Source organism: Nocardia sp. BMG111209, assembly GCF_000381925.1.
Lineage (GTDB): Bacteria > Actinomycetota > Actinomycetes > Mycobacteriales > Mycobacteriaceae > Nocardia.
Genome location: NZ_KB907309.1, coordinates 492,768 through 511,154, shown reverse-complemented (window position 1 = coordinate 511,154; position 18,387 = coordinate 492,768). Strand labels below are relative to the sequence as shown.

Annotated in this window: 19 protein-coding genes; 13 read left to right on the top strand and 6 right to left on the bottom strand. The window is 69.7% G+C overall.

Going from position 1 to position 18,387, the window contains the following annotated elements; translation table 11 throughout:
- Positions 1 to 31 precede the first annotated feature (31 nt).
- Positions 32 to 973 carry a M23 family metallopeptidase gene (locus G361_RS0133435; protein ID WP_019931499.1) on the bottom strand — a complete coding sequence of 314 codons (942 nt, stop codon included), beginning with the start codon at positions 971 to 973 and terminating at the stop codon, positions 32 to 34.
- A gap of 111 nt (positions 974 to 1,084) precedes the next feature.
- Here G361_RS0133435 and G361_RS0133430 point away from each other — a divergent pair, with 111 nt between their 5' ends.
- The 5 genes from G361_RS0133430 to G361_RS0133410 all read left to right on the top strand — a co-directional run bounded on the left by G361_RS0133430 (position 1,085) and on the right by G361_RS0133410 (position 6,215).
- The gene (locus tag G361_RS0133430; RefSeq protein WP_196814712.1) at positions 1,085 to 2,239 is read left to right on the top strand and encodes a pyridoxal phosphate-dependent aminotransferase; all 1,155 of its coding nucleotides are present in this window, start codon (positions 1,085 to 1,087) and stop codon (positions 2,237 to 2,239) included.
- Between the two features lie 303 nt (positions 2,240 to 2,542).
- Entirely contained in the window at positions 2,543 to 3,205 is a 663-nt protein-coding gene (locus tag G361_RS0133425; protein WP_026343812.1) for a TetR/AcrR family transcriptional regulator, read from the top strand.
- A gap of 11 nt (positions 3,206 to 3,216) precedes the next feature.
- Positions 3,217 to 4,638, top strand: coding sequence for an adenylosuccinate lyase (gene purB, locus G361_RS0133420; RefSeq protein WP_019931496.1), 1,422 nt, complete (start codon positions 3,217 to 3,219; stop codon positions 4,636 to 4,638).
- Positions 4,639 to 4,672: 34 nt separating this feature from the next.
- Entirely contained in the window at positions 4,673 to 5,104 is a 432-nt protein-coding gene (locus G361_RS0133415) for an HIT family protein (protein WP_019931495.1), read from the top strand.
- 136 nt (positions 5,105 to 5,240) lie between these two features.
- Positions 5,241 to 6,215 carry an alpha/beta hydrolase family protein gene (locus G361_RS0133410; protein ID WP_026343811.1) on the top strand — a complete coding sequence of 325 codons (975 nt, stop codon included), beginning with the start codon at positions 5,241 to 5,243 and terminating at the stop codon, positions 6,213 to 6,215.
- Between the two features lie 14 nt (positions 6,216 to 6,229).
- Here the strand turns inward: G361_RS0133410 and G361_RS0133405 are convergent, their stop codons facing one another.
- Entirely contained in the window at positions 6,230 to 6,445 is a 216-nt protein-coding gene (locus G361_RS0133405; protein WP_019931493.1) for a DUF397 domain-containing protein, read from the bottom strand.
- A 221-nt stretch (positions 6,446 to 6,666) separates the two neighbouring features.
- On the opposite strand from G361_RS0133405, the gene G361_RS0133400 reads away from it, so the two are divergent.
- Both G361_RS0133400 and G361_RS0133395 read left to right on the top strand, forming a co-directional pair.
- Positions 6,667 to 6,873 carry a hypothetical protein gene (locus G361_RS0133400; RefSeq protein ID WP_019931492.1) on the top strand — a complete coding sequence of 69 codons (207 nt, stop codon included), beginning with the start codon at positions 6,667 to 6,669 and terminating at the stop codon, positions 6,871 to 6,873.
- 112 nt (positions 6,874 to 6,985) lie between these two features.
- Entirely contained in the window at positions 6,986 to 9,127 is a 2,142-nt protein-coding gene (locus tag G361_RS0133395; RefSeq protein WP_026343810.1) for a S9 family peptidase, read from the top strand.
- A gap of 24 nt (positions 9,128 to 9,151) precedes the next feature.
- Here the strand turns inward: G361_RS0133395 and G361_RS0133390 are convergent, their stop codons facing one another.
- On the bottom strand, positions 9,152 to 9,478 hold the full coding sequence (locus G361_RS0133390) for a hypothetical protein (RefSeq protein ID WP_019931490.1): 327 nt from the start codon (positions 9,476 to 9,478) through the stop codon (positions 9,152 to 9,154).
- A 269-nt stretch (positions 9,479 to 9,747) separates the two neighbouring features.
- Between G361_RS0133390 and G361_RS0133385 the strand changes: the two genes are divergently transcribed.
- Positions 9,748 to 10,452, top strand: a complete 705-nt coding sequence (locus tag G361_RS0133385) for a DUF2334 domain-containing protein (RefSeq protein WP_026343809.1) — start codon at positions 9,748 to 9,750, stop codon at positions 10,450 to 10,452.
- Between the two features lie 11 nt (positions 10,453 to 10,463).
- Here the strand turns inward: G361_RS0133385 and G361_RS0133380 are convergent, their stop codons facing one another.
- Positions 10,464 to 11,858 (bottom strand): glutamate decarboxylase, encoded by a 1,395-nt coding sequence (locus G361_RS0133380; RefSeq protein ID WP_019931488.1) that lies wholly within the window; start codon positions 11,856 to 11,858, stop codon positions 10,464 to 10,466.
- A gap of 74 nt (positions 11,859 to 11,932) precedes the next feature.
- On the opposite strand from G361_RS0133380, the gene G361_RS0133375 reads away from it, so the two are divergent.
- On the top strand, positions 11,933 to 13,315 hold the full coding sequence (locus tag G361_RS0133375) for a dipeptidase (protein ID WP_026343808.1): 1,383 nt from the start codon (positions 11,933 to 11,935) through the stop codon (positions 13,313 to 13,315).
- Here the strand turns inward: G361_RS0133375 and G361_RS0133370 are convergent.
- Positions 13,291 to 13,944 (bottom strand): MBL fold metallo-hydrolase, encoded by a 654-nt coding sequence (locus G361_RS0133370; protein WP_019931486.1) that lies wholly within the window; start codon positions 13,942 to 13,944, stop codon positions 13,291 to 13,293. The two genes, G361_RS0133375 and G361_RS0133370, sit on opposite strands and share 25 nt — an antisense overlap.
- A gap of 92 nt (positions 13,945 to 14,036) precedes the next feature.
- Here G361_RS0133370 and purS point away from each other — a divergent pair, with 92 nt between their 5' ends.
- The 4 genes from purS (at position 14,037) to G361_RS0133350 (ending at position 17,050) form a co-directional block, all read left to right on the top strand.
- Positions 14,037 to 14,273: a phosphoribosylformylglycinamidine synthase subunit PurS gene (gene purS, locus G361_RS0133365; RefSeq protein WP_019931485.1), complete on the top strand. Its 237-nt coding sequence runs from the start codon at positions 14,037 to 14,039 to the stop codon at positions 14,271 to 14,273.
- Entirely contained in the window at positions 14,270 to 14,950 is a 681-nt protein-coding gene (purQ, locus tag G361_RS0133360; RefSeq protein WP_019931484.1) for a phosphoribosylformylglycinamidine synthase subunit PurQ, read from the top strand. Before purS ends, purQ begins: the two co-directional genes overlap by 4 nt.
- A 274-nt stretch (positions 14,951 to 15,224) precedes the next feature.
- Complete coding sequence (locus G361_RS0133355; RefSeq protein ID WP_036496166.1) at positions 15,225 to 15,662, top strand: MarR family winged helix-turn-helix transcriptional regulator; 438 nt, start codon at positions 15,225 to 15,227, stop codon at positions 15,660 to 15,662.
- A gap of 95 nt (positions 15,663 to 15,757) precedes the next feature.
- Positions 15,758 to 17,050, top strand: coding sequence for a M18 family aminopeptidase (locus G361_RS0133350; RefSeq protein WP_019931482.1), 1,293 nt, complete (start codon positions 15,758 to 15,760; stop codon positions 17,048 to 17,050).
- Here the strand turns inward: G361_RS0133350 and G361_RS0133345 are convergent.
- Positions 17,011 to 18,327 carry a glycosyltransferase 87 family protein gene (locus G361_RS0133345; RefSeq protein WP_026343807.1) on the bottom strand — a complete coding sequence of 439 codons (1,317 nt, stop codon included), beginning with the start codon at positions 18,325 to 18,327 and terminating at the stop codon, positions 17,011 to 17,013. The two genes, G361_RS0133350 and G361_RS0133345, sit on opposite strands and share 40 nt — an antisense overlap.
- Between the last annotated feature and the right edge of the window lie 60 nt (positions 18,328 to 18,387).

Sequence of the window (18,387 nt, the reverse complement as noted above, 5' to 3'; positions counted from 1 at the left end):
ATCGGTTGCGCCGGGCGGAATTCGGCCGCGTTCAGGAGATCGCGATGCCGTGCAGGGCCAGCCAGGGCTGGGGATCCACGTGCTGCCCGTTGATCAGCACCTCGAAATGCAGGTGCGGGCCGGTGGAGTCGCCGCGGTTGCCGACGCGCGCGATCTGCTCGCCGGCGTGGACGCGCTCCCCGACGGAGACCGAGAAGTCGTACATGTGGCCGTAGACGGTGATGGTGCCGTCGTCGTGGCGCAGGCGCACCCACAACCCGAAACCCTGTGCGGGCCCGGCGTCGATGACCGTGCCGTCGGCGACGGCGTAGATCGGTGAACCGATCGGCGCCGCGATATCGATGCCGTAATGGAAAGTACCCCAGCGGTTTCCGTAGCCGGAGGTGAACACGCCGCGCGCGGGGAGGGCGTAGCCGCCGATCCCGGGGGCGATACCGGGCAGGGTCGCCGGGCCGGGCAGCCAGGGCGCGGGCCGGCCGGCGGCCGCGGCGGCCGCCTCGGCCTTGGCGCGGTCCAGGGTGGCCCGCGCCGCCGCGGCCACCACCTGGGATTCCCGGATGCGCTCACCGTTGTCGACCGCGTCGAGGTAGCGGCGGGCGGATTCCGGCGGGGCCTGGTTCTCCAGCCCGTAGGCGACCGGGATACGTTGCGTCGCACCGACTTCCAGAGCGATGTCGACGGTGCCGGGGGCGCGGTCGTCGGCCGCGGCGAGAATCGCGGTGCAGCACAGGCCGATCAGCAGTGCCCGATGGGTTTCGGCGAATCGGCGGGTGCGCTGTGTGGTGTCGCGCCAGTCGGTACGCCAGTCGCGGGTGCGCGCGGCGCGCCACAGCCGGGCCGCGGTGGTACGGGCCGCCGCCGCGCGGCGCAGGCCCGATCGGGCCCGGCCGGCCAGTCGTCGCGCGCGCTGCCGCGGCGTGGGCGGACGCGGGCGGGAACGCCGATCGGGGCGGATCACCACCACCGTGCGCACCCCCTGAACCGCGTCGATCAGTCGCCCGACCCGGGCATACCGCCGACGATAACAGGGTGATCTCGCAACCGGGAGGGAGCGGACGGGCGCGCGTGTTCTACCGTCGACCGGGTGCGCAGTGAATCGCTTCGTTCCACCATTCCCACCTTCTACGTCATGGACGTCTGGAAGGCCGCGGCCGAACGAGCCCGCACCCACGGCGACGTCCTGGTGCTCGCGGCGGGGCAGCCGTCCACGCCGGCCCCGGCGCCGGTGCTGCGGGCCACGAAGCTGGCGATCGACAACGAACTGCTCGGCTACACTGAGACCTTCGGCATTCCGGAGCTGCGCGAGGTGATCGCCGCGTACCACCGCGACGGCTACGGTGTCGACGCCACCGCCGACGACGTGGTGATCACCACCGGCTCCTCGGGTGCGTTCACGCTGATCTTCCTGGCCGCCTTCGACCCGGGCGACACCGTGGTGGTGGCCCGGCCCGGATATCCGGCCTATCGCAACACGCTGACCGCGCTGGGCTGCCGGGTGGTCGAACTGGACTGCGGGCCGCAGACCCGGTTCCAGCCGACCGTGGCCATGCTCGAGGCGCTGCCGGAACCGCCCGCGGGCCTGATCGTGGCCAGTCCGGCCAATCCGACGGGCACCATGATCGACCCCGGTGAGCTGGCCGCGCTGGCCCGCTGGTGCGACGAGCACGGCACGCTGCTGATCTCCGACGAGATCTACCACGGGATCAGCTATGCCGACACCGAGCCGACCGCCTCGGCCTGGGAGACCTCGCGCGAGTCGATCGTGGTGGGTTCGGTCTCGAAATACTTCTCGATGACCGGCTGGCGGCTGGGGTGGATGCTGGTGCCCGCGCGGCTGCGGCCGGCGCTGCAGCGACTGGCCTCGAATATGACGGTGTGCCCGCCGGCGGTCTCGCAGTACGCCGCGGTGCACGCCTTCGATCCGGAATCGCGCGCCGAGCTCGACCGGCACGTCCACCGCTACGCCGACAACCGGGGGTTGCTGCTCGACGGTCTGCCGAAACTGGGTATCACCGAACTCGCACCCGCCGACGGCGCGTTCTACGCCTATGCGGATATCGGCCACCTGACCGACGATTCGACGCGCTGGTGCGCCGATCTGCTGGCGCACACCGGTGTCGCACTCGCCCCCGGAATCGATTTCGACACCGAAAACGGAAACCATACGGTCCGCATTTCTTTTGCCGGCGCCACCACGGACATCGAGGAGGCATTGGTCCGGATGGGGCGCTTTCTGTGACCTCGGTCGCATCGGACTGCCCAGTCCCCCAAAGTCTTTCCGTTCCCGGCCCCCTACCGGCCGCCGATGCGGTAGAAAAAGTATGGTGTGTTTTCGCACCGCACCTTCTCGTTCACCCGCGGCCGGATCGGGACATCCCACCGCCGGGCCGGCGCATGCAATCCGCCGGGTCGGCACAGGCAATCCGGAGCGGGTCGGCGCGCGCAATCAGGAACCGGCAGAAGAAGACCGACAAAGTACGTACCCACAGCGATCGCACCGATTTGGCACGGATGAACCGATGACGACTGGCACGATGACACGGTGATAACCGCGACGACTCCGAAAGGCGAACGGCGTCGCCAGGCTCTGGTTGCGGCTGCCGCCGAGCTATTGCTCGAAGGTGGTTTCGATGCTGTCCGGCACCGCTCGGTGGCCACGCGGGCCGATCTACCCTTGGCGTCGACTACGTACTATTTCCAGTCCCTCGAGGATCTGATCGCGCGCGCGGTCGAGTTCAGCGGCAATGCCGAACTCGACGCGATGCGCCGCCGGGTCGGCGAGGTGACCCACCGCCGCCGCGGCGCGGAGGCGACGGTCGAGCTGATCCTGGACCTGCTCGTGGGTACCGACGGATACGACGAATTCGCGCGCGGGCAACTGCTGGCCCGATACGAGCGCTCGGTCGCGTCGGCCCGCCACCCCGAACTGCGTGAGGTGCAGCTGCGACTACGCACCCAGCTCGAGGATCTGCTCGCCGACGTGCTGCGCCGCTCCGATCGGGTGGTCCGCGGCGAGCAACTGCGGCGGCTGGTGGCGGTGGTCGACGGGGCCGTGGTGGCCGCGCTCACCGAGCCCGAACCGCAGCCGCGCCGCACCGCGCGCGGCGCCCTGCTGGAGCTGATCGACGTGATCGCACCGGCCACTCCCCAGCAGACCATCCTGCACCCGCATACCTCCGGCAATCGGGTCGGCACCGAACACTAGACTCGACCGACGTGAGTGTTGTCCCGAACGTCCTCGCCAACCGGTACGCCGGCCCGGAGCTGCGGCATCTGTGGTCCCCGGAGAACAAGATCGTGCTGGAGCGCCGGCTGTGGCTGGAGGTGCTGCGGGCACAGGCCGAACTCGGCGTGGACGTGCCGCCGGGTGTGGTCGAGGACTACGAGCGGGTGATCGACCGGGTCGACCTGGCCTCGATCGCCGAGCGCGAGCGGGTGACCCGCCACGACGTGAAGGCGCGCATCGAGGAGTTCAACGCGCTCGCCGGGCACGAGCACATCCACAAGGGCATGACCAGCCGCGATCTCACCGAGAACGTGGAACAGTTGCAGATCCGGTCCTCGCTCGAGCATGTGTACCGGCACGGGGTGGCCGTCGCCGCCCGGCTGGCCGAGCGGGCCGCCGAATACGGGCCACTGGTCATGGCGGGTCGTTCGCACAATGTGGCCGCGCAGGCCACCACGCTCGGCAAACGCTTCGCCTCCGCCGCCGACGAGCTGCTCATCGCGCTCACCCGGCTGCGTGAGCTGATCGACCGGTACCCGCTGCGCGGTATCAAGGGCCCGATGGGCACCGCCCAGGACATGCTGGACCTGCTCGGCGGCGACGCGGCCAAGCTGACCCTGCTGGAGCAGCGGGTCGCGCGGCATCTGGGCTTCGCGAGCGTGCTCACCAGCGTCGGCCAGGTGTATCCCCGGTCGCTGGACCACGACGTGCTGTCCGCGCTGGTGCAGGTGGGCGCCGGGCCGTCCTCGTTCGCGCACACGATCCGGCTGATGGCCGGGCACGAGCTGGTCACCGAGGGTTTCCAGCCGGGCCAGGTGGGTTCGTCGGCGATGCCGCACAAGATGAACACCCGGTCCTGCGAGCGGGTCAACGGCCTGCAGGTGGTGCTGCGCGGCTACGCCTCGATGGCCGCGGAGCTCGCGGGGGCGCAGTGGAACGAGGGCGACGTGTTCTGCTCGGTGGTGCGCCGGGTCGCGCTGCCGGACGCGTTCTTCGCCATGGACGGCATGATCGAGACCTTCCTGACCGTGCTGGCCGAATTCGGCGCCTATCCGGCCGTGATCGAGCGGGAGCTCAACCGCTACCTGCCCTTCCTGGCCACCACCCGCATCCTGATGGCGGCCGTGCGCGCCGGGGTCGGCCGGGAGTCGGCGCACGAGGTCATCAAGGAGCACGCGGTCGCGGTCGCGCTGGCCATGCGGGAACAGGGCCGCGAACCGGATCTGCTCGATCGGCTGGCCGGCGACGATCGGCTGCCGCTGACCCGCGCCGAACTGGAGACCGCGCTGTCGGACCGGTCCGCATTCGTCGGCGCGGCGCAGGCACAGGTGGCCGATGTGATCGCGCAGGTGCAGAAGCTGGTGGACGCCGATCCCGCGGCCGCGCACTACACTCCGTCGCCGATCCTGTAGCGCCACGGGCGGTTTCGCGACGTAGGCTGCGTCCATGAATCCGTACACGATCTTCGGCGATATCGTCGCCGGCCGTGCCCCCGCATCGAAGGTGTACGAGGACGAGGATGTGCTGGCGTTCATGGACATTCGGCCGGTGACTCCCGGCCATCTGCTGGTGATCCCGAAGACGCCGGCGCGCAGCCTGGCCGAACTCGATCCGGAGCTGGGCGGCAAGCTCTTCCGGGTCGGGCAGCGACTGGCCGCGGCGCTGCGGGCCTCCGAGGTGGGCTGCGACGGCGTGAATTTCTTTCTGGCGGACGGGGTCACGGCCGGGCAGGAGGTCTTCCACGTGCACCTGCACGTGATTCCGCGTACCCCGGGCGACGGTTTCGGCCTGCGCGCGCGGCCCACCCATCCGGCGCGGGCCGACCTCGATTATCTCGCGGGGTCGATCCGCGGGGTGCTCGAGCGCGCGGCGGGATAACCCGTTCGCGCAGTGCATTTTCCGAACACGGACCGCTCGGTTTTGCCCAAGGGGTGCGGCAACGAGAAAGTACTGCCGTGACCTCCGGCCGTGAGTTACGTTGGGACGACTCGGGCTGGGCTGATGGAGGTGAGGCATGCGCTTCAGTGTCGTTGCTGCCGTTTTGCTTTCGGTGGCTACCGGACTCTGCGTTCCGGGCGCCGGGCGGTTGCCCACGGCGGCCGCCGACCCCGCGCCGGGGGCGCGGATCGTCGCGGAAAATCGGCTGAGCCCCACGCGGTCGGCGCTGCTCGTCGACTCGCCCGCGATGGGTCGCGCGGTTCCGGTGGAGGTGCTGCATCCGCGCGCCGGCGGCGCGCGCCCCACCTACTATCTGCTCGACGGCCTCGATCCCGGGGAACAGCAGAGCACCTGGACCAACGCGACCGACGCCGAACCCTTCTTCGCCGACAAATCGGTGAATGTGGTGCTGCCGATCGGCGGCCAGGCCAGCTATTACACGGATTGGCAGGCCGACGATCCCAAATTCGGCCACTACCGCTGGGAGACCTTCCTGACCCGGGAGCTACCCCCGCTGATCGATGCGGCGTTCGACGGTAACGGCGTCGACGCGATCGGCGGCCTGTCGATGGGCGGTATCGCGGCATTCGTTCTGGCCGTACGCAATCCGGGCCGATATCGCGCGGTGGCCGGGTACAGCGCATGTCCGGATCTCGGTATGGCCCAGGGCTCGATCGAATTCTCCATCGCGAATCGGGGCGGCAATCCGGCCGATATGTGGGGTCTGCCCGGCGATCCGGCCTGGGCCGCACACGATCCCGCGCTGCTCGCCGAGAATCTGCGCGGGACGACGATCTTCCTGTCCACCGGCACCGGCATCCCGGGCCCGCACGAGGCCGAGGTGAAACCGCAACTGCCGGAGAACATCTTCTTCGGCGGGCCGATCGAGGCCGGGGTCGACGCCTGCGTCACCTCGTTCGAGCAACGACTACGCGGGCTCGGCATCCCGGCGCGGATCGAGGAGAATCCGGTCGGCACCCATTCGTGGTCGTACTGGCAGGACACCCTGCATTCGTCCTGGCCCACCATCGGCCCGGCGATCGGCGTCTGAGCCGGCAAGCGGAATCAGGCGGAGGGGCGGTTGAACTCCCCGTCCCGGGCGCCGGCGACGAAGGCCGTCCACTCGGCGGGAGTGAAGACGAGGATCGCGCCGCCGGGATTGTTCGCGTCGCGCAGGCCGACGTTGCCGGAGGCGAGGAAGGTGACCTCGACGCCACCGGTCCCGCCGCCGCTGCGGTGCCATACGGCATCGGGGTCGATATCGCGATTCTTCGCTTCCACATCTGCTCCTGTACGCCGGCCTCGCGATGAGCGAGTCGGCTTGGCTCGGTGCGGGATTCGGTGATCTCGGCCGCAATTCACAGTAGTCGTGGCGACAGGGGTTTATCCGGCAATCGAAGCGGAAACATCTGTTGCTGTGGCGGAACCGGATCGCGATTCGGTCAGACGGACCGCAATCGTGCATTCCGCCCTCGACCAGGCACGACAAGGACAGAGCGCCGATGGCACCGGAATACGACACCTGCTCGGTGGTGCCCCTACACCTCACCGTCGAGCTAGCGCACCACATCCTGCACGTCCACCGCAGTTGCCCGCCCGACCAATGCTCGCGCCGCAAAGCGGCCCTCTACTACCTGATGGACACCCGGCGGGTGAGCACGCGCCGGGCCGGTCTGCCGGGTTCGGCGCGACGCACCGGACTGGGATAGCCCGGACGTCGCCCGGCGGCGCCACGCGATTACCGTGGACCGCATGGCTCTCGACAGTGGTACCGGAACGGTCCCCAGCCCCGGCGACGCGACGCCGGGCACCGCCGCCGCGGTGACGCCCCCGGTGGCGAAGCGGGTACCCGCCGAGCGGTTACACCACGGCGACACGGTCGTCGACGAGTACGAATGGCTGCGCGACAAGGAAAGCCCCGAGGTCATCGCGCACCTAGAGGCGGAGAACGCGTACACCGAGTCGCGCACGGCCCATCAGCAGGCGCTGCGGGAGGCCGTCTTCGACGAGATCAAGGCGCGCACCCAGGAGACGGACCTCTCGGTCCCGACCCGGATGGGCGACTGGTGGTACTACACCCGCAGTTTCGAGGGCAAACAGCACGGCGTGCACTGCCGGTGCCCCGTGGCCGATCCGGACGACTGGGCGCCCCCGGCGCTCGAGGCCGACGCCGAGATTCCCGGTGAGCAGGTGCTGCTGGACAGCAACATCCTCGCCGAGGAGCACGAATTCTTCTCGCTGGGCGCCTTCTCCATCAGCCACGACGGCACGCTGCTGGCCTTCTCCACCGATGTCGTCGGCAACGAGCGGTATCTGCTGCGGTTCAAGGATCTGCGGACCGGGGAGATCCTGGCCGACGAGATCGCGGATATCGGCGGGGGCGCGACCTGGTCGCTGGACGGGACCCACCTCTTCTATCAGACCGTCGACGAGGCCTGGCGTCCGGATACGGTGTGGCGGCACCGCCTGGGCACCCCGAGGGACAGCGATGTCGTCGTCCATCACGAGCCCGACGACCGGTACTGGGTCGGCATCGGCGCCACGCACTCCGAGAAATATCTGATGATCTGGGTGCATTCGAAGATCACCAGCGAGGCCCGGGTGCTCGAATCCGACGACCCCGAGGGCGAATTCCGGGTGCTGCTGCCGCGCCGCGAGGGCGTGGAGTATTACGCCGAGCACGCCGTGATCGCCGGTCAGGACCGATTCCTGTTCCTGCACAACGACATCGTGGACGGGGTGAAGGCCGAGAACTTCGTGCTGGCCGAGGCGCCGGCGGACGATCCGGCGAATCAGACCGTCCTGATCCCGCACCGCGACGATGTGCGGCTGGAGGACATCGACTGCTTCGCCGACCATCTGGTGCTCTCCTACCGTCGCGAGGCGCTGCCGCGAGTCGCGGTGTGGCCGTTGACCTCCGACGCCTCGGGCGTGCCCGGCGCCGGATACGGGGAGTTGCGCGAGCTCGAGTTCGGCCTGGAGCTGTTCTCGGCGGGGCTGGGCTCGAATCCCGAATGGGCGCAACCGACCCTGCGCATCGGGCTGACCTCGTTCATCACCCCGATGCAGGTGTTCGACTACGTACCGGCCACCGGTGAACTGATCCTCCGCAAGGAACAGCAGGTGCTCGGCGGTTACGACCCGAACGAGTATGAGCAGCACCGGGATTGGGCGGTGGCCGAGGACGGCACCCGGATCCCGATCTCGATCGTCCGCCGCCGCGATCGGGCCGGCGCGGGCCCGGGTCCCGTCCCCGCACTGCTGTACGGCTACGGCTCCTACGAGGCGAGTATCGATCCGGGCTTCTCGGTGCCGCGCCTGTCGCTGCTGGACCGGGGCATGGTGTACGCGGTCGCGCACGTGCGCGGCGGCGGCGAGATGGGCCGGCTCTGGTACGAGAACGGCAAGACGCTCACGAAGAAGAACACCTTCACCGATTTCGTCGCCTGCGCCCGGCATCTGATCGATACCGGCGTCACCACCCCGGACCGCCTGGTCGCCGACGGCGGCAGCGCGGGCGGGCTGCTGATGGGTGCGGTCGCGAATATCGCGCCGGAGTCGTTCGCGGGAATCCTGACCAGCGTGCCGTTCGTGGACCCGCTCACCTCGATCCTCGATCCGTCGCTGCCGCTGACGGTCATCGAATGGGACGAGTGGGGAAATCCGCTGGCCGATCCCGAGGTGTACTTCTACATGAAGTCGTACTCGCCGTACGAGAACGTCACGGCCCAGCACTATCCCGCGATCCTGGCGACGACCGGCCTCAACGACACCCGGGTGCTGTACGTCGAACCCGCCAAGTGGGTGGCCCGGCTGCGTGCCACCGCGACCGGCGATGCCCCGCTGCTGTTGAAGACGGAGATGAGCGCCGGTCACGGCGGCGTCAGCGGCCGTTATCCGAAATGGAAGGAAATAGCGTTCGAATACGCGTGGGTGCTGGATCTCGTGGGGCGCGGCGTCTGACCGCGCTCCCGGGTCGGGCTCGGATCAGCCCTGCGGCGGCGGGGCGAAACCGCACGCGTTGATCAGGTTGACCAGGTCGCTGTGCTGCTGACCCTGGAAGAGACCGTAGCCGGGCACCTTCGCCGCCATCTGCGCGTCGTACGCGGTGGCGATCTGCTCGGGGGTGACGGCATCCGGCTGGGTGGTGTGCACGGAGTCGATGATCTTGCTGGTCGTGTCGCACAGCTGATCCGGGCTCTGGGACTGACCCGGCATGATGTCGGCGGGCGGCGGCGCGGGCTGGGCTCCGGCCACGGCCGGGACGGCCATCAGGAACGGAACGGCGAGGGCGGTGAGGAGTGCAGCTTTCACGCGGCGCAGTCTAGTTACGGTTGCGTTGTCGTGTACATCCTGCATCAATGCGAAAACGGCGCGTCCACTTCGGCGTGTCCCTGTCGGCGCCGATATCGTTCGGTTACCCGGTGGGGCATATCACACTGTTGTGGTGCTGTTTCGGGAGAAATCGGCGGAATCCGCCGGTGAATTCGCGGGGCGGCCGACTCACGATTCGGTAGCGCGAATTCGTCGGGAAGTCACCGGAGCAGCACGTCACGGACATCTGTTCACCACACAGTGGAAACATGAGCGGGTCGCAGTTGATCGTTTCGGTTTCCGGTATTCGTGACACCACACGAGCGGCGGCGATGTCCTTCGCCACGGAGATGGATCGCCGGGGCGTTCCGCTGTCGCTGCTGGTGGCCCCCCGGCTGAAGGGCAAATATCGCCTCGTCGACGATCCCGCCACCCAGGAATGGCTGCGGGCCCGGCGCACGGTCGGCGATGCCGTCGTCCTGCACGGCTACGACCAGGCGGCCACCAAGAGCCGCCGGGCCGAATTCGCCGATCTGCCCCGGCACGAGGCCCGGCTGCGGCTGATGGCCGCCGACCGGGTGCTGGAGCAGGTGGGCCTGCGCACCCGGCTGTTCGCGGCGCCGCGCTGGAACGTCTCCGAGGGTGCGCTCGCGGCGCTGCCGGAGGTCGGATTCCGCCTGGCGCTGACCCTCACCTCGATCCACGACCTGGAGCGGCAGACCGTGCAGCGGGCCTGGGTGCACGGGATCGGCGAGGGTTTCCGCGCCGAGCCGTGGTGGTGCCACGCCCTGGTGATGAGCGCGGTGCGGACCGCCCGCCGCGGCGGTCAGCTGCGCCTGGCCGTATCGGCCGCGCAGCTGAGCCGGTCCGGACCGCGGCAGGCCATGATCGACGCGGTCGACCTGGCCCTGTTCCACGCCGCCACGCCCGACGTGTACCGCTGGGACCCGTTCGAGATCGCGCGGGCCGCCTGAACCCGTGCGGCTCAGGCCGAACGCGGCGTCGCGTCGTGGGTGAACCCGCCGGCCTCCTTGCGGGTGAGCGAGGTTTCCAGCGGATGCCGGTGCAGGTGTTCGATACTGCGCCGGACGTCGGCCAGCAGCAGATCGACCATGTCGTGGGTGAAGCCGTGCCGGATCACCGCGCGCATCACGGTCTCGCCCTGCCGGTTCGCCGGTAGCGGATAGGCGGCGATCAGCCAGCCCCGGCTGCGCAGCCGGTCCGACAGGTCGTAGAGGTTGTAGTCGGTCTCCTCGGTCATCCGCCAGGACACCGCGGTGATACCGCGCAGCGGATCGCCGTCGTGGATCAGCTCGAACGGCCCGGCCTGTTCGACACCCCGGGCCAGCTGCCGCGCGACATGGTGATGCTGCTCCTGCACCGCCGTGTAGCCGATCCGGCCGAGCCGGATGAATTCGTAGTACTGCGTGATGGCCTGGCCGCCGGGCCGCGAGAAGTTGAGGTTGAAGGTGGCCATGCTGCCGCCGAGATAGTCCACGTCGAAGATGAGCCCCTCGGGCAGATCCGCGGTCGCACGCCAGATCGCCCAGCCGCAGCCCAGTGGCGCCAGGCCGGTCTTGTGTCCGGAGGCGTTGATGGACCGCACCCGCGGCAGCCGGAAATCCCAGATCAACTCGGGTGCGGTGAACGGCGCGAGGAAGCCGCCGCTGGCGGCGTCGACGTGCAGCGGGATGTCCAGGCCGGTGCGCTGCTGCATATCGTCGAGGGTCGCGGCGATGCCGGCCACATCCTCGTACAGCCCGGTGAAGGTCTGGCCCAGTGTCGCCACCACCATGATGGTGTTCGCATCGCAGTGCGCCTCGATATCGTCCGGATGCAGGGTGAACCGATCGGCCCGCAACGGCACCCGCCGGATCTCGACGTCGAAGTAGCGCGCGAACTTCTCCCAGCACACCTGCACCGGGCCGCAGACGAAATTCGGCACCCCCTTGGCGGCCGCGTACGGGCCGTCGGTGCGGGCCCGCCAGCGGAATTTCGCGGCCAGCCCGCCCAGCATGGCGGCCTCACTGGATCCGGTGGTGGAGGTGCCGGCGGTGTCGTCGGGATCCGGCGCGTGCCACAGATCGGCGACCATCCGCACGCAACGCTGCTCGAGCTCCGCGGTCTGCGGGTATTCGTCCTTGTCGACGATGTTCTTGTCGGTGGTCTCGGACATCAGCCGGCGGGCCTGGTCGTCGAGCCAGGTGGTGCAGAAGGTGGCCAGATTCATCCGGGAGACGCCGTCGAGCAGGAGTTCGTCGTGCACGATCTGATACGCGGCCTGGGCCGGGATCGACAGTTCGGGGAATCGGTTCTTGGGTGCGCCGTGGGCCAGCGCGGGGAGGGTGAACAGATCTTCGGACTCGTCGCGCACGGACATCGAAGCCTCTCTCGCTGGCGGCAGGTACCGGTCGTCACCCATCATGCCCGCCGCGGACGGTAGAAAGGATGATCATGACCGACGACTCCCGGACCGCCGCGCTGCGCGCGCGGGTGCAGGCCCTCATGCCGCGAGCGAAAGCCGATCTGGCGGAACTGGTTTCGTTCCGTTCCGTGGCCGATCCGCGGCAGTTCCCGGCCGCGGAGTGCGAGCGTGCGGCGCACTGGGTGCGCGACGCCTTCCGGGCGGCCGGGCTGACCGAGGCCGGACTGTACGAGACGCCCGACGGCACATCGTCGGTGGTGGCGCGGTATCCGGCGCCGCCCGGTGCGCCGACGGTGCTGCTGTACTGCCATTACGACGTGCAGCCGCCGCTGGACGAGGCCGCCTGGGTGACTCCGGCCTGGGAACTGCACGAGCGCGACGGCCGCTGGTACGGCCGCGGCGCCGCGGACTGCAAGGGCAATCTGGTGGCCCACCTGACCGCGCTGCGCGCATTGCGGGAAGAGTTGGGCGGCAACGATTTCCCGGTCGGCATCACGCTGGTGTCGGAGGGTTCGGAGGAGCAGGGCGGCGCCGGGCTGGAACAGTTCGTGCCCCGCAACGCCGAACTGCTGCGCGCCGACGCGCTGGTGATCGGCGACTGCGGTAACTTCGCCGCCGGCGTGCCCACCTTCACCCAGACCCTGCGCGGGACCGTGAACGTGCTCGTCACCCTCGAAACCCTGTCCGGCCCCTTGCATTCCGGCATGTTCGGGGGCGCCGCGCCGGATGCGGTGACGGCGCTGGTGCACCTGCTGGCGACGCTGCACGACGAGCGCGGCAACACCACCGTCGACGGCCTGACCGCCGATCAGGTCTGGGACGGCGTGCAGTATTCCGCCGGGCAGTTCCGCGCCGACGCCGGGGTACTCGACGACGTGGCGCTGTTCGGCGACGGCACGATCTCCGACATGCTGTGGGCGCGACCGGCTCTCACGGTGCTCGGGATGGATGTGCCGCCGGTGGTCGGCTCGGCGGCCGCGCTGCAGCCCCGGGCCCGCGCCCGGCTCAATCTGCGGATCCCGCCCGGCCTCGAACCGGACCGGGCGTTGCGGGAGCTGACCGCGCACCTGCGGGCGCACACGCCGTGGCGGGCCCGGCTGACCGTGGAGACCGAGGCCGTCGGCGCGCCGTTCCGGTCGGGCACCGGCGGCCCGGCCCGTGCCGCGATGGAGGCGGCGCTGGCCGCGGCCTACGGCCGGCCGGCCACCACCCAGGGGCAGGGCGGATCGATCCCGCTGTGCAACGTGTTCGCCGAGACCTATCCGGACGCGGAGATCATGCTCGTCGGCGTCGAGGAACCCGCCTGCCTGATCCACGCCCCCAACGAGAGCGTGGACCCGGCCGAGATCGAGCGGATCGCGCTCGCCGAGGCGCTGTTCCTGGCCGGCTACGCGGTGGCCAGGTCGGCCTGATCCTCGGGCTGGATGACGACGAAATCGCTGTCCACCGGCCGCATTTCGGACAGCCGGCCGAAGTAGATGCCCTGGGCCGCGGGGCTGATGATCCCGTAGTGGATGGGCAGGGCCGTGCGCGGATGTACCGCGCGCAGGTAGTCGACGGCCTCGCTGATCTTCATCCACGGCGCCACCGCGGGCAGGGCCAGCACGCCGACCGGCACCGACGGCACCCACAGGCTGTCGCCCGGATGGACGAACCGCGCCGGATCCGCGGGGGTGCCCAGCTGGAACACGGTGTTGTCGATCACCGGGATCTCCGGGTGGATGACCGCGTGCCGGCCGCCACCCCCGGTGATCTGCACCTCGCCCACGGTGAGCACGTCGCCGGCGTGCACCGCCTCCCACGGCTCGCCGCGCTGCTGGGCGGTCTGGGGGTCGCTGAGCAGGCGGGCGCCGGGATTGCCCTCGATCAGGGCCTCGATCCGGTGGGCGTCGATGTGGTCGGGGTGCTGATGGGTGACCGCGATCGCGTCCAGCCCGGTGACGCCCTCGAATCCGTGCGAGAAATTGCCCGGATCGAAGAGAATCTTGACGCCGTCGAGTTCGACGAGAACACAGGAATGTCCGAAGTGTGCGACGCGCATACGGCCAACGTACAAGCCCCACCCGCGCCGTGCCGCGCGGAACTCGCCGACTACGCTGTGCCGGTAATCCCCCCACAGCTGAGGAGCAACGCGTGGCACGAGTCGTGGTCGAGGTGATGCCGAAGGCCGAGATCCTGGATCCGCAGGGTCAGGCCATCGTCGGCGCACTCGGGCGCCTGGGTTTCCCGGGTGTGTCGGATGTCCGGCAGGGCAAGCGATTCGAACTCGACGTCGACGACAGCGTCGACGACGCGGAGCTGGCGAAGATCGCGGAGGCCCTGCTCGCCAACACGGTGATCGAGGACTGGAAGGTGGTGCGACTGTCGTGACCGGCAACGCTCGCATCGGTGTGATCACCTTCCCGGGCACCCTCGACGACGTCGACGCCGCCCGCGCGGTCCGGCTCGGTGGCGCCGAGGCGGTGGCGCTGTGGCACGGCGACGCCGACCTGCGCGCGGTCGACGCGGTCGTGGTCCCCGGCGGCTTCTCCTACGGCGACTACCTGCGGGCCGGCGCCATCGCCCGGTTCGCCCCGGTGATGGGCAAGGTGGTCGAGGCCGCGGGCAAGGGGATGCCGGTCCTGGGTATCTGCAACGGGTTCCAGGTGCTGTGCGAGGCCGGACTGCTGCCCGGCGCGCTGACCCGCAATCAGGGCCTGCACTTCATCTGCCGCGACGAATGGCTGCGGGTGGAGCGCACCGACACCGCGTGGACCTCCCGCTACGAGCCGGGCGCGCAGATCCTCATCCCGGTCAAGAACGCGGAGGGCCGTTACCAGGCCTCGCAGCGTGTGCTCGACGAGTTGGAGGGCGAGGGCCGGGTGGTGTTCCGCTACGGCGAGAACCCGAACGGCTCGCAGCGCGACATCGCGGGCATCTCGTCCGCCGACGGCCGGATCGTCGGCCTGATGCCGCATCCCGAGCACGCCACCGAGCCGCTGACCGGTCCCAGCGATGACGGCCTCGGCATGTTCCTCTCCGTGGTCGACACGCTCGTCGCGGCCTAGGGATCGTCCGCACCGGCAGTACGGCGATCGCCGCCCCGGCGGCGTAGGGACCACCCGCGCGACGGCGTGGTGGTCCCGGCAAATCCCGGTCTATCGCCCCGCAATCGTGCACGTGCAGGTTGCCGGCAAACTCTGCAATTGCATCCGTTCACGCATCGACGCAATTCCCGGCGGTTCTCGGAACGAGGGAACGCATTATCTCGTTCGGGCACTCACCGCACGAGTACATTCGGTACCCTCTCACTCGTCCTGGCGGAAATGATGGGCGGAATCGATGTCGACCATTGTGAGCGGATTTTCTACGCTGCACGGGGCGCTGCGTGCCGCGGAACGTTGCTGGCTGCGCCACCTCGATGCGGCGCTGTGTGCCCGGCAACTTTCCGCCGATCAGTGGGCGATGTTGTCGAATCTCTCCGACGACAGCGGCATCACGATGACCGACCTGGCCGCCCGCGCCCAGTTGCCACCCTCCTCGGCGACCAGGCATGCCGATTCCCTCGCGGATCGCGGCCTGATCTTCCGGATCGCCGCGGCGGAGGATCGCCGGCGCATCCTGATCGGCCTCAGCGATCTCGGCGTCGCCCTCGTGCACTCGGTACGCGCCGAGGAGTCGCGGGTGGAGGAGGAATTGCGGAAACGGATCGGCGCGGAACGGCACGCCGACCTCTTGCGGCTGCTGGAGCAGGTCGTCGAGGCGCCGGCCCTCGGCTGATTCGCCTGATATGCCCGGAGTGAAATGCGAAACTCCGCGGTGCCCGTCGTGTGGTGAGAATTCGCGGGAATTGTAAAGCCCCCTAGGATCGCGGTATGCCCGTCTCGATCACCGCGAGCGCGTCCGGACTGTGTGCCTTCATCGACGCGTCACCCTCCCCGTTCCATGTGTGCCGAACCGTCGCAACGGAATTGGCGGCGCACGGATTCATCGAACTCGTCGAGTCCCGGCCGTGGGAGCATGCCGGCACGGGCCGGTACTTCGTGGTGCGCGGGGCCTCGCTGGTGGCCTGGGCGGAATCGGGCGAGGCCGACGCCGCGCGCGGATTCCGGGTGGTCGGCGCGCATACCGACAGTCCCAACCTGCGCGTCAAACAGCATCCGGATCTGGCGGTCGCCGGCTGGCAACTGGTCGGCCTGGAACCGTACGGCGGCGCCTGGCTGAATTCGTGGCTGGATCGCGACCTGGGCTTGTCCGGGCGGCTGACCGTCCGTGACGGGGATGCCGTGCGGCAGGTGCTGGTCCGGATCGACGAACCGCTGTTGCGGGTGCCGCAGTTGGCGATCCACCTGTCCGAGGATCGCCGCGGGGTCACGCTGGATCCGCAGCGGCACGTCAACGCCGTCTGGGGTCTCGGCGGCGAACCGCGCTCGCTGGCCGAGTACGTCGCGGACCGGGCCGGGGTCGAGCCCGGCACGTTGCTGGGCTGGGAGTTGATGACCCACGATCTCGCACCCAGCGGCACGGTCGGCCGGGACCGTGATCTGATCAGCGCGCCACGCCTGGACAATCAGGCCACCTGCTACGCGGGTCTGCACGGTTTCCTCGCCGCCGTGTCCGGGGCGCGTCCCGGCGCACCCGCCCCGGTGCTGGCGATCTTCGACCACGAGGAGGTCGGCAGCCAGTCCGACCGCGGCGCACAGTCGGATCTGCTGCCCGCGGTACTGGAACGGATCGTGCTGGCGCGTGGCGGTGGTCGATCGGAATACCTTGCGGCACTTGCCAGTTCGATCTGTGCATCCGGCGACATGGCCCACGCTACGCATCCCAACTATCCGGAGCGGCACGAGCCCGCGCACCGGATCGAGGCCGGCGGCGGTCCGGTGTTGAAGGTCAACCAGAACCTTCGCTACGCCACCGACGCGGTCGGCGCCGGGGCCTTCGCGCTGGCCTGTGCTCAGGCGCGAGTTCCGTTGCAGCGCTATGTGCATCGCGCGGATCTGCCCTGCGGATCCACCATCGGCCCGATGACCGCGGCCCGCACCGGGATGCCGACCGTCGACGTCGGCGCGCCGCAACTGGCGATGCATTCGGCCCGCGAGTTGATGGCCGCGGCCGATGTGCCGGCCTACGCGGCCGCGCTGGCGGCGTTCCTGGCGCCGCGATAACCGCGCCGGAAGCAGACCGCCGCCACCGCCAGCCCCGCGAACGTGAGCAGCACATAGCTGCTGCCGATCGCCTGCTGCCACAGCGCCCAGCCGTGCTCCCGATGGGCGCTGTGCGGCAGCAGCCAGTGCGGGCCGATCAGGAATATCAGCGCGATGGCCGCCGCGACCGCGAGCCGGGCCCGGGTGAATCCCGCGCGGCGCAGCCACGCCAGCGCCACCGGCACCGCCGGCGCCACCCACACCCAGTGGTGCGACCAGGACACCGGTGAGACCAGCAGTACCGCGAGCGCGTTCACCAGCAGGGCGGTGGCCTGTTCCAGGCCCGTCGGCCGCGCCTGTTCCGGGCCCGTCGGCCGCGCCTGTTCCGGGCCGATCGGCTGCGGCGTCTGCACCAGCCGCCACATCACCACCGCCGCCAGCGCGACCGCGACGACCGCCAGCGTCAGCCACAGCCGGGTGGCAGCCTGCTCGCCGAGCCCGAGCCGGAACACCATGCCCTTCAGCGACTGATTCCCCGCGAACGCGGGCGGGCCGATCCGGCCGGTGTCGCGGATCACCCGGGACCAGTACTCGGCGGACTCCCGCGGGAACAGCGCCACCCCGATCGCGATGGTGGCCAGCGCGGACAGCACCGTGGTGAGCATGGCCCGCCAGTCCCGGCGCACCAGGAAGTACAGGAGGAATCCGGCCGGGGTGAGCTTGACCGCGATCGCGATGCCGATGAGCATCCCGCGCGGCCAGCCGGGCCGCCGGACCAGCACATCCAGCACGATCGCGGTCATCAGGACCAGATTGACCTGGCCGAAGTTGTAGGTCTGCCGGACCGGTTCGGACAGGCCGAGCAGGCCCACGCCACCGATCACGAGCGCCCATCGGGTCGTCCGGTCCGGGGTGGAGTCCAGCGCGTTCAGCACCACCCACAGCGTGAGGCCGAGGCAGATCAGCGAGACCAGGACCGTCGCGGGCCCGGCCAGCCACAACGGCATCAGCGCCAGCGGGATGAAGAACAGCGCCGCGGGCGGCGGGTAGGTGAACGGCAGTCCGAGCCCACCCGACGGCGGCAGCGGCCCGTACAGATCGTGACCGTCGAGCCACACCCGGGCGCCGTTGCGATAGACCTGCAAATCGATGTAACCGGCCCATTGCCGGGCCACGATCTCGATGAGTGCGGAGAGCAGGAACAGCCCGACCGCGATGCGCCACATTCGGCGACGGCGAGCGGCTCGGAGATCGTCGGGCACATCACCCGAGGCGGCGAGCCGGGCTCGATCGTTCACCGAATCAGCGTACTGGGTCGGCCGCCCAGGTCCATACCGCCTTTTTCGCGGGTGTGGCCG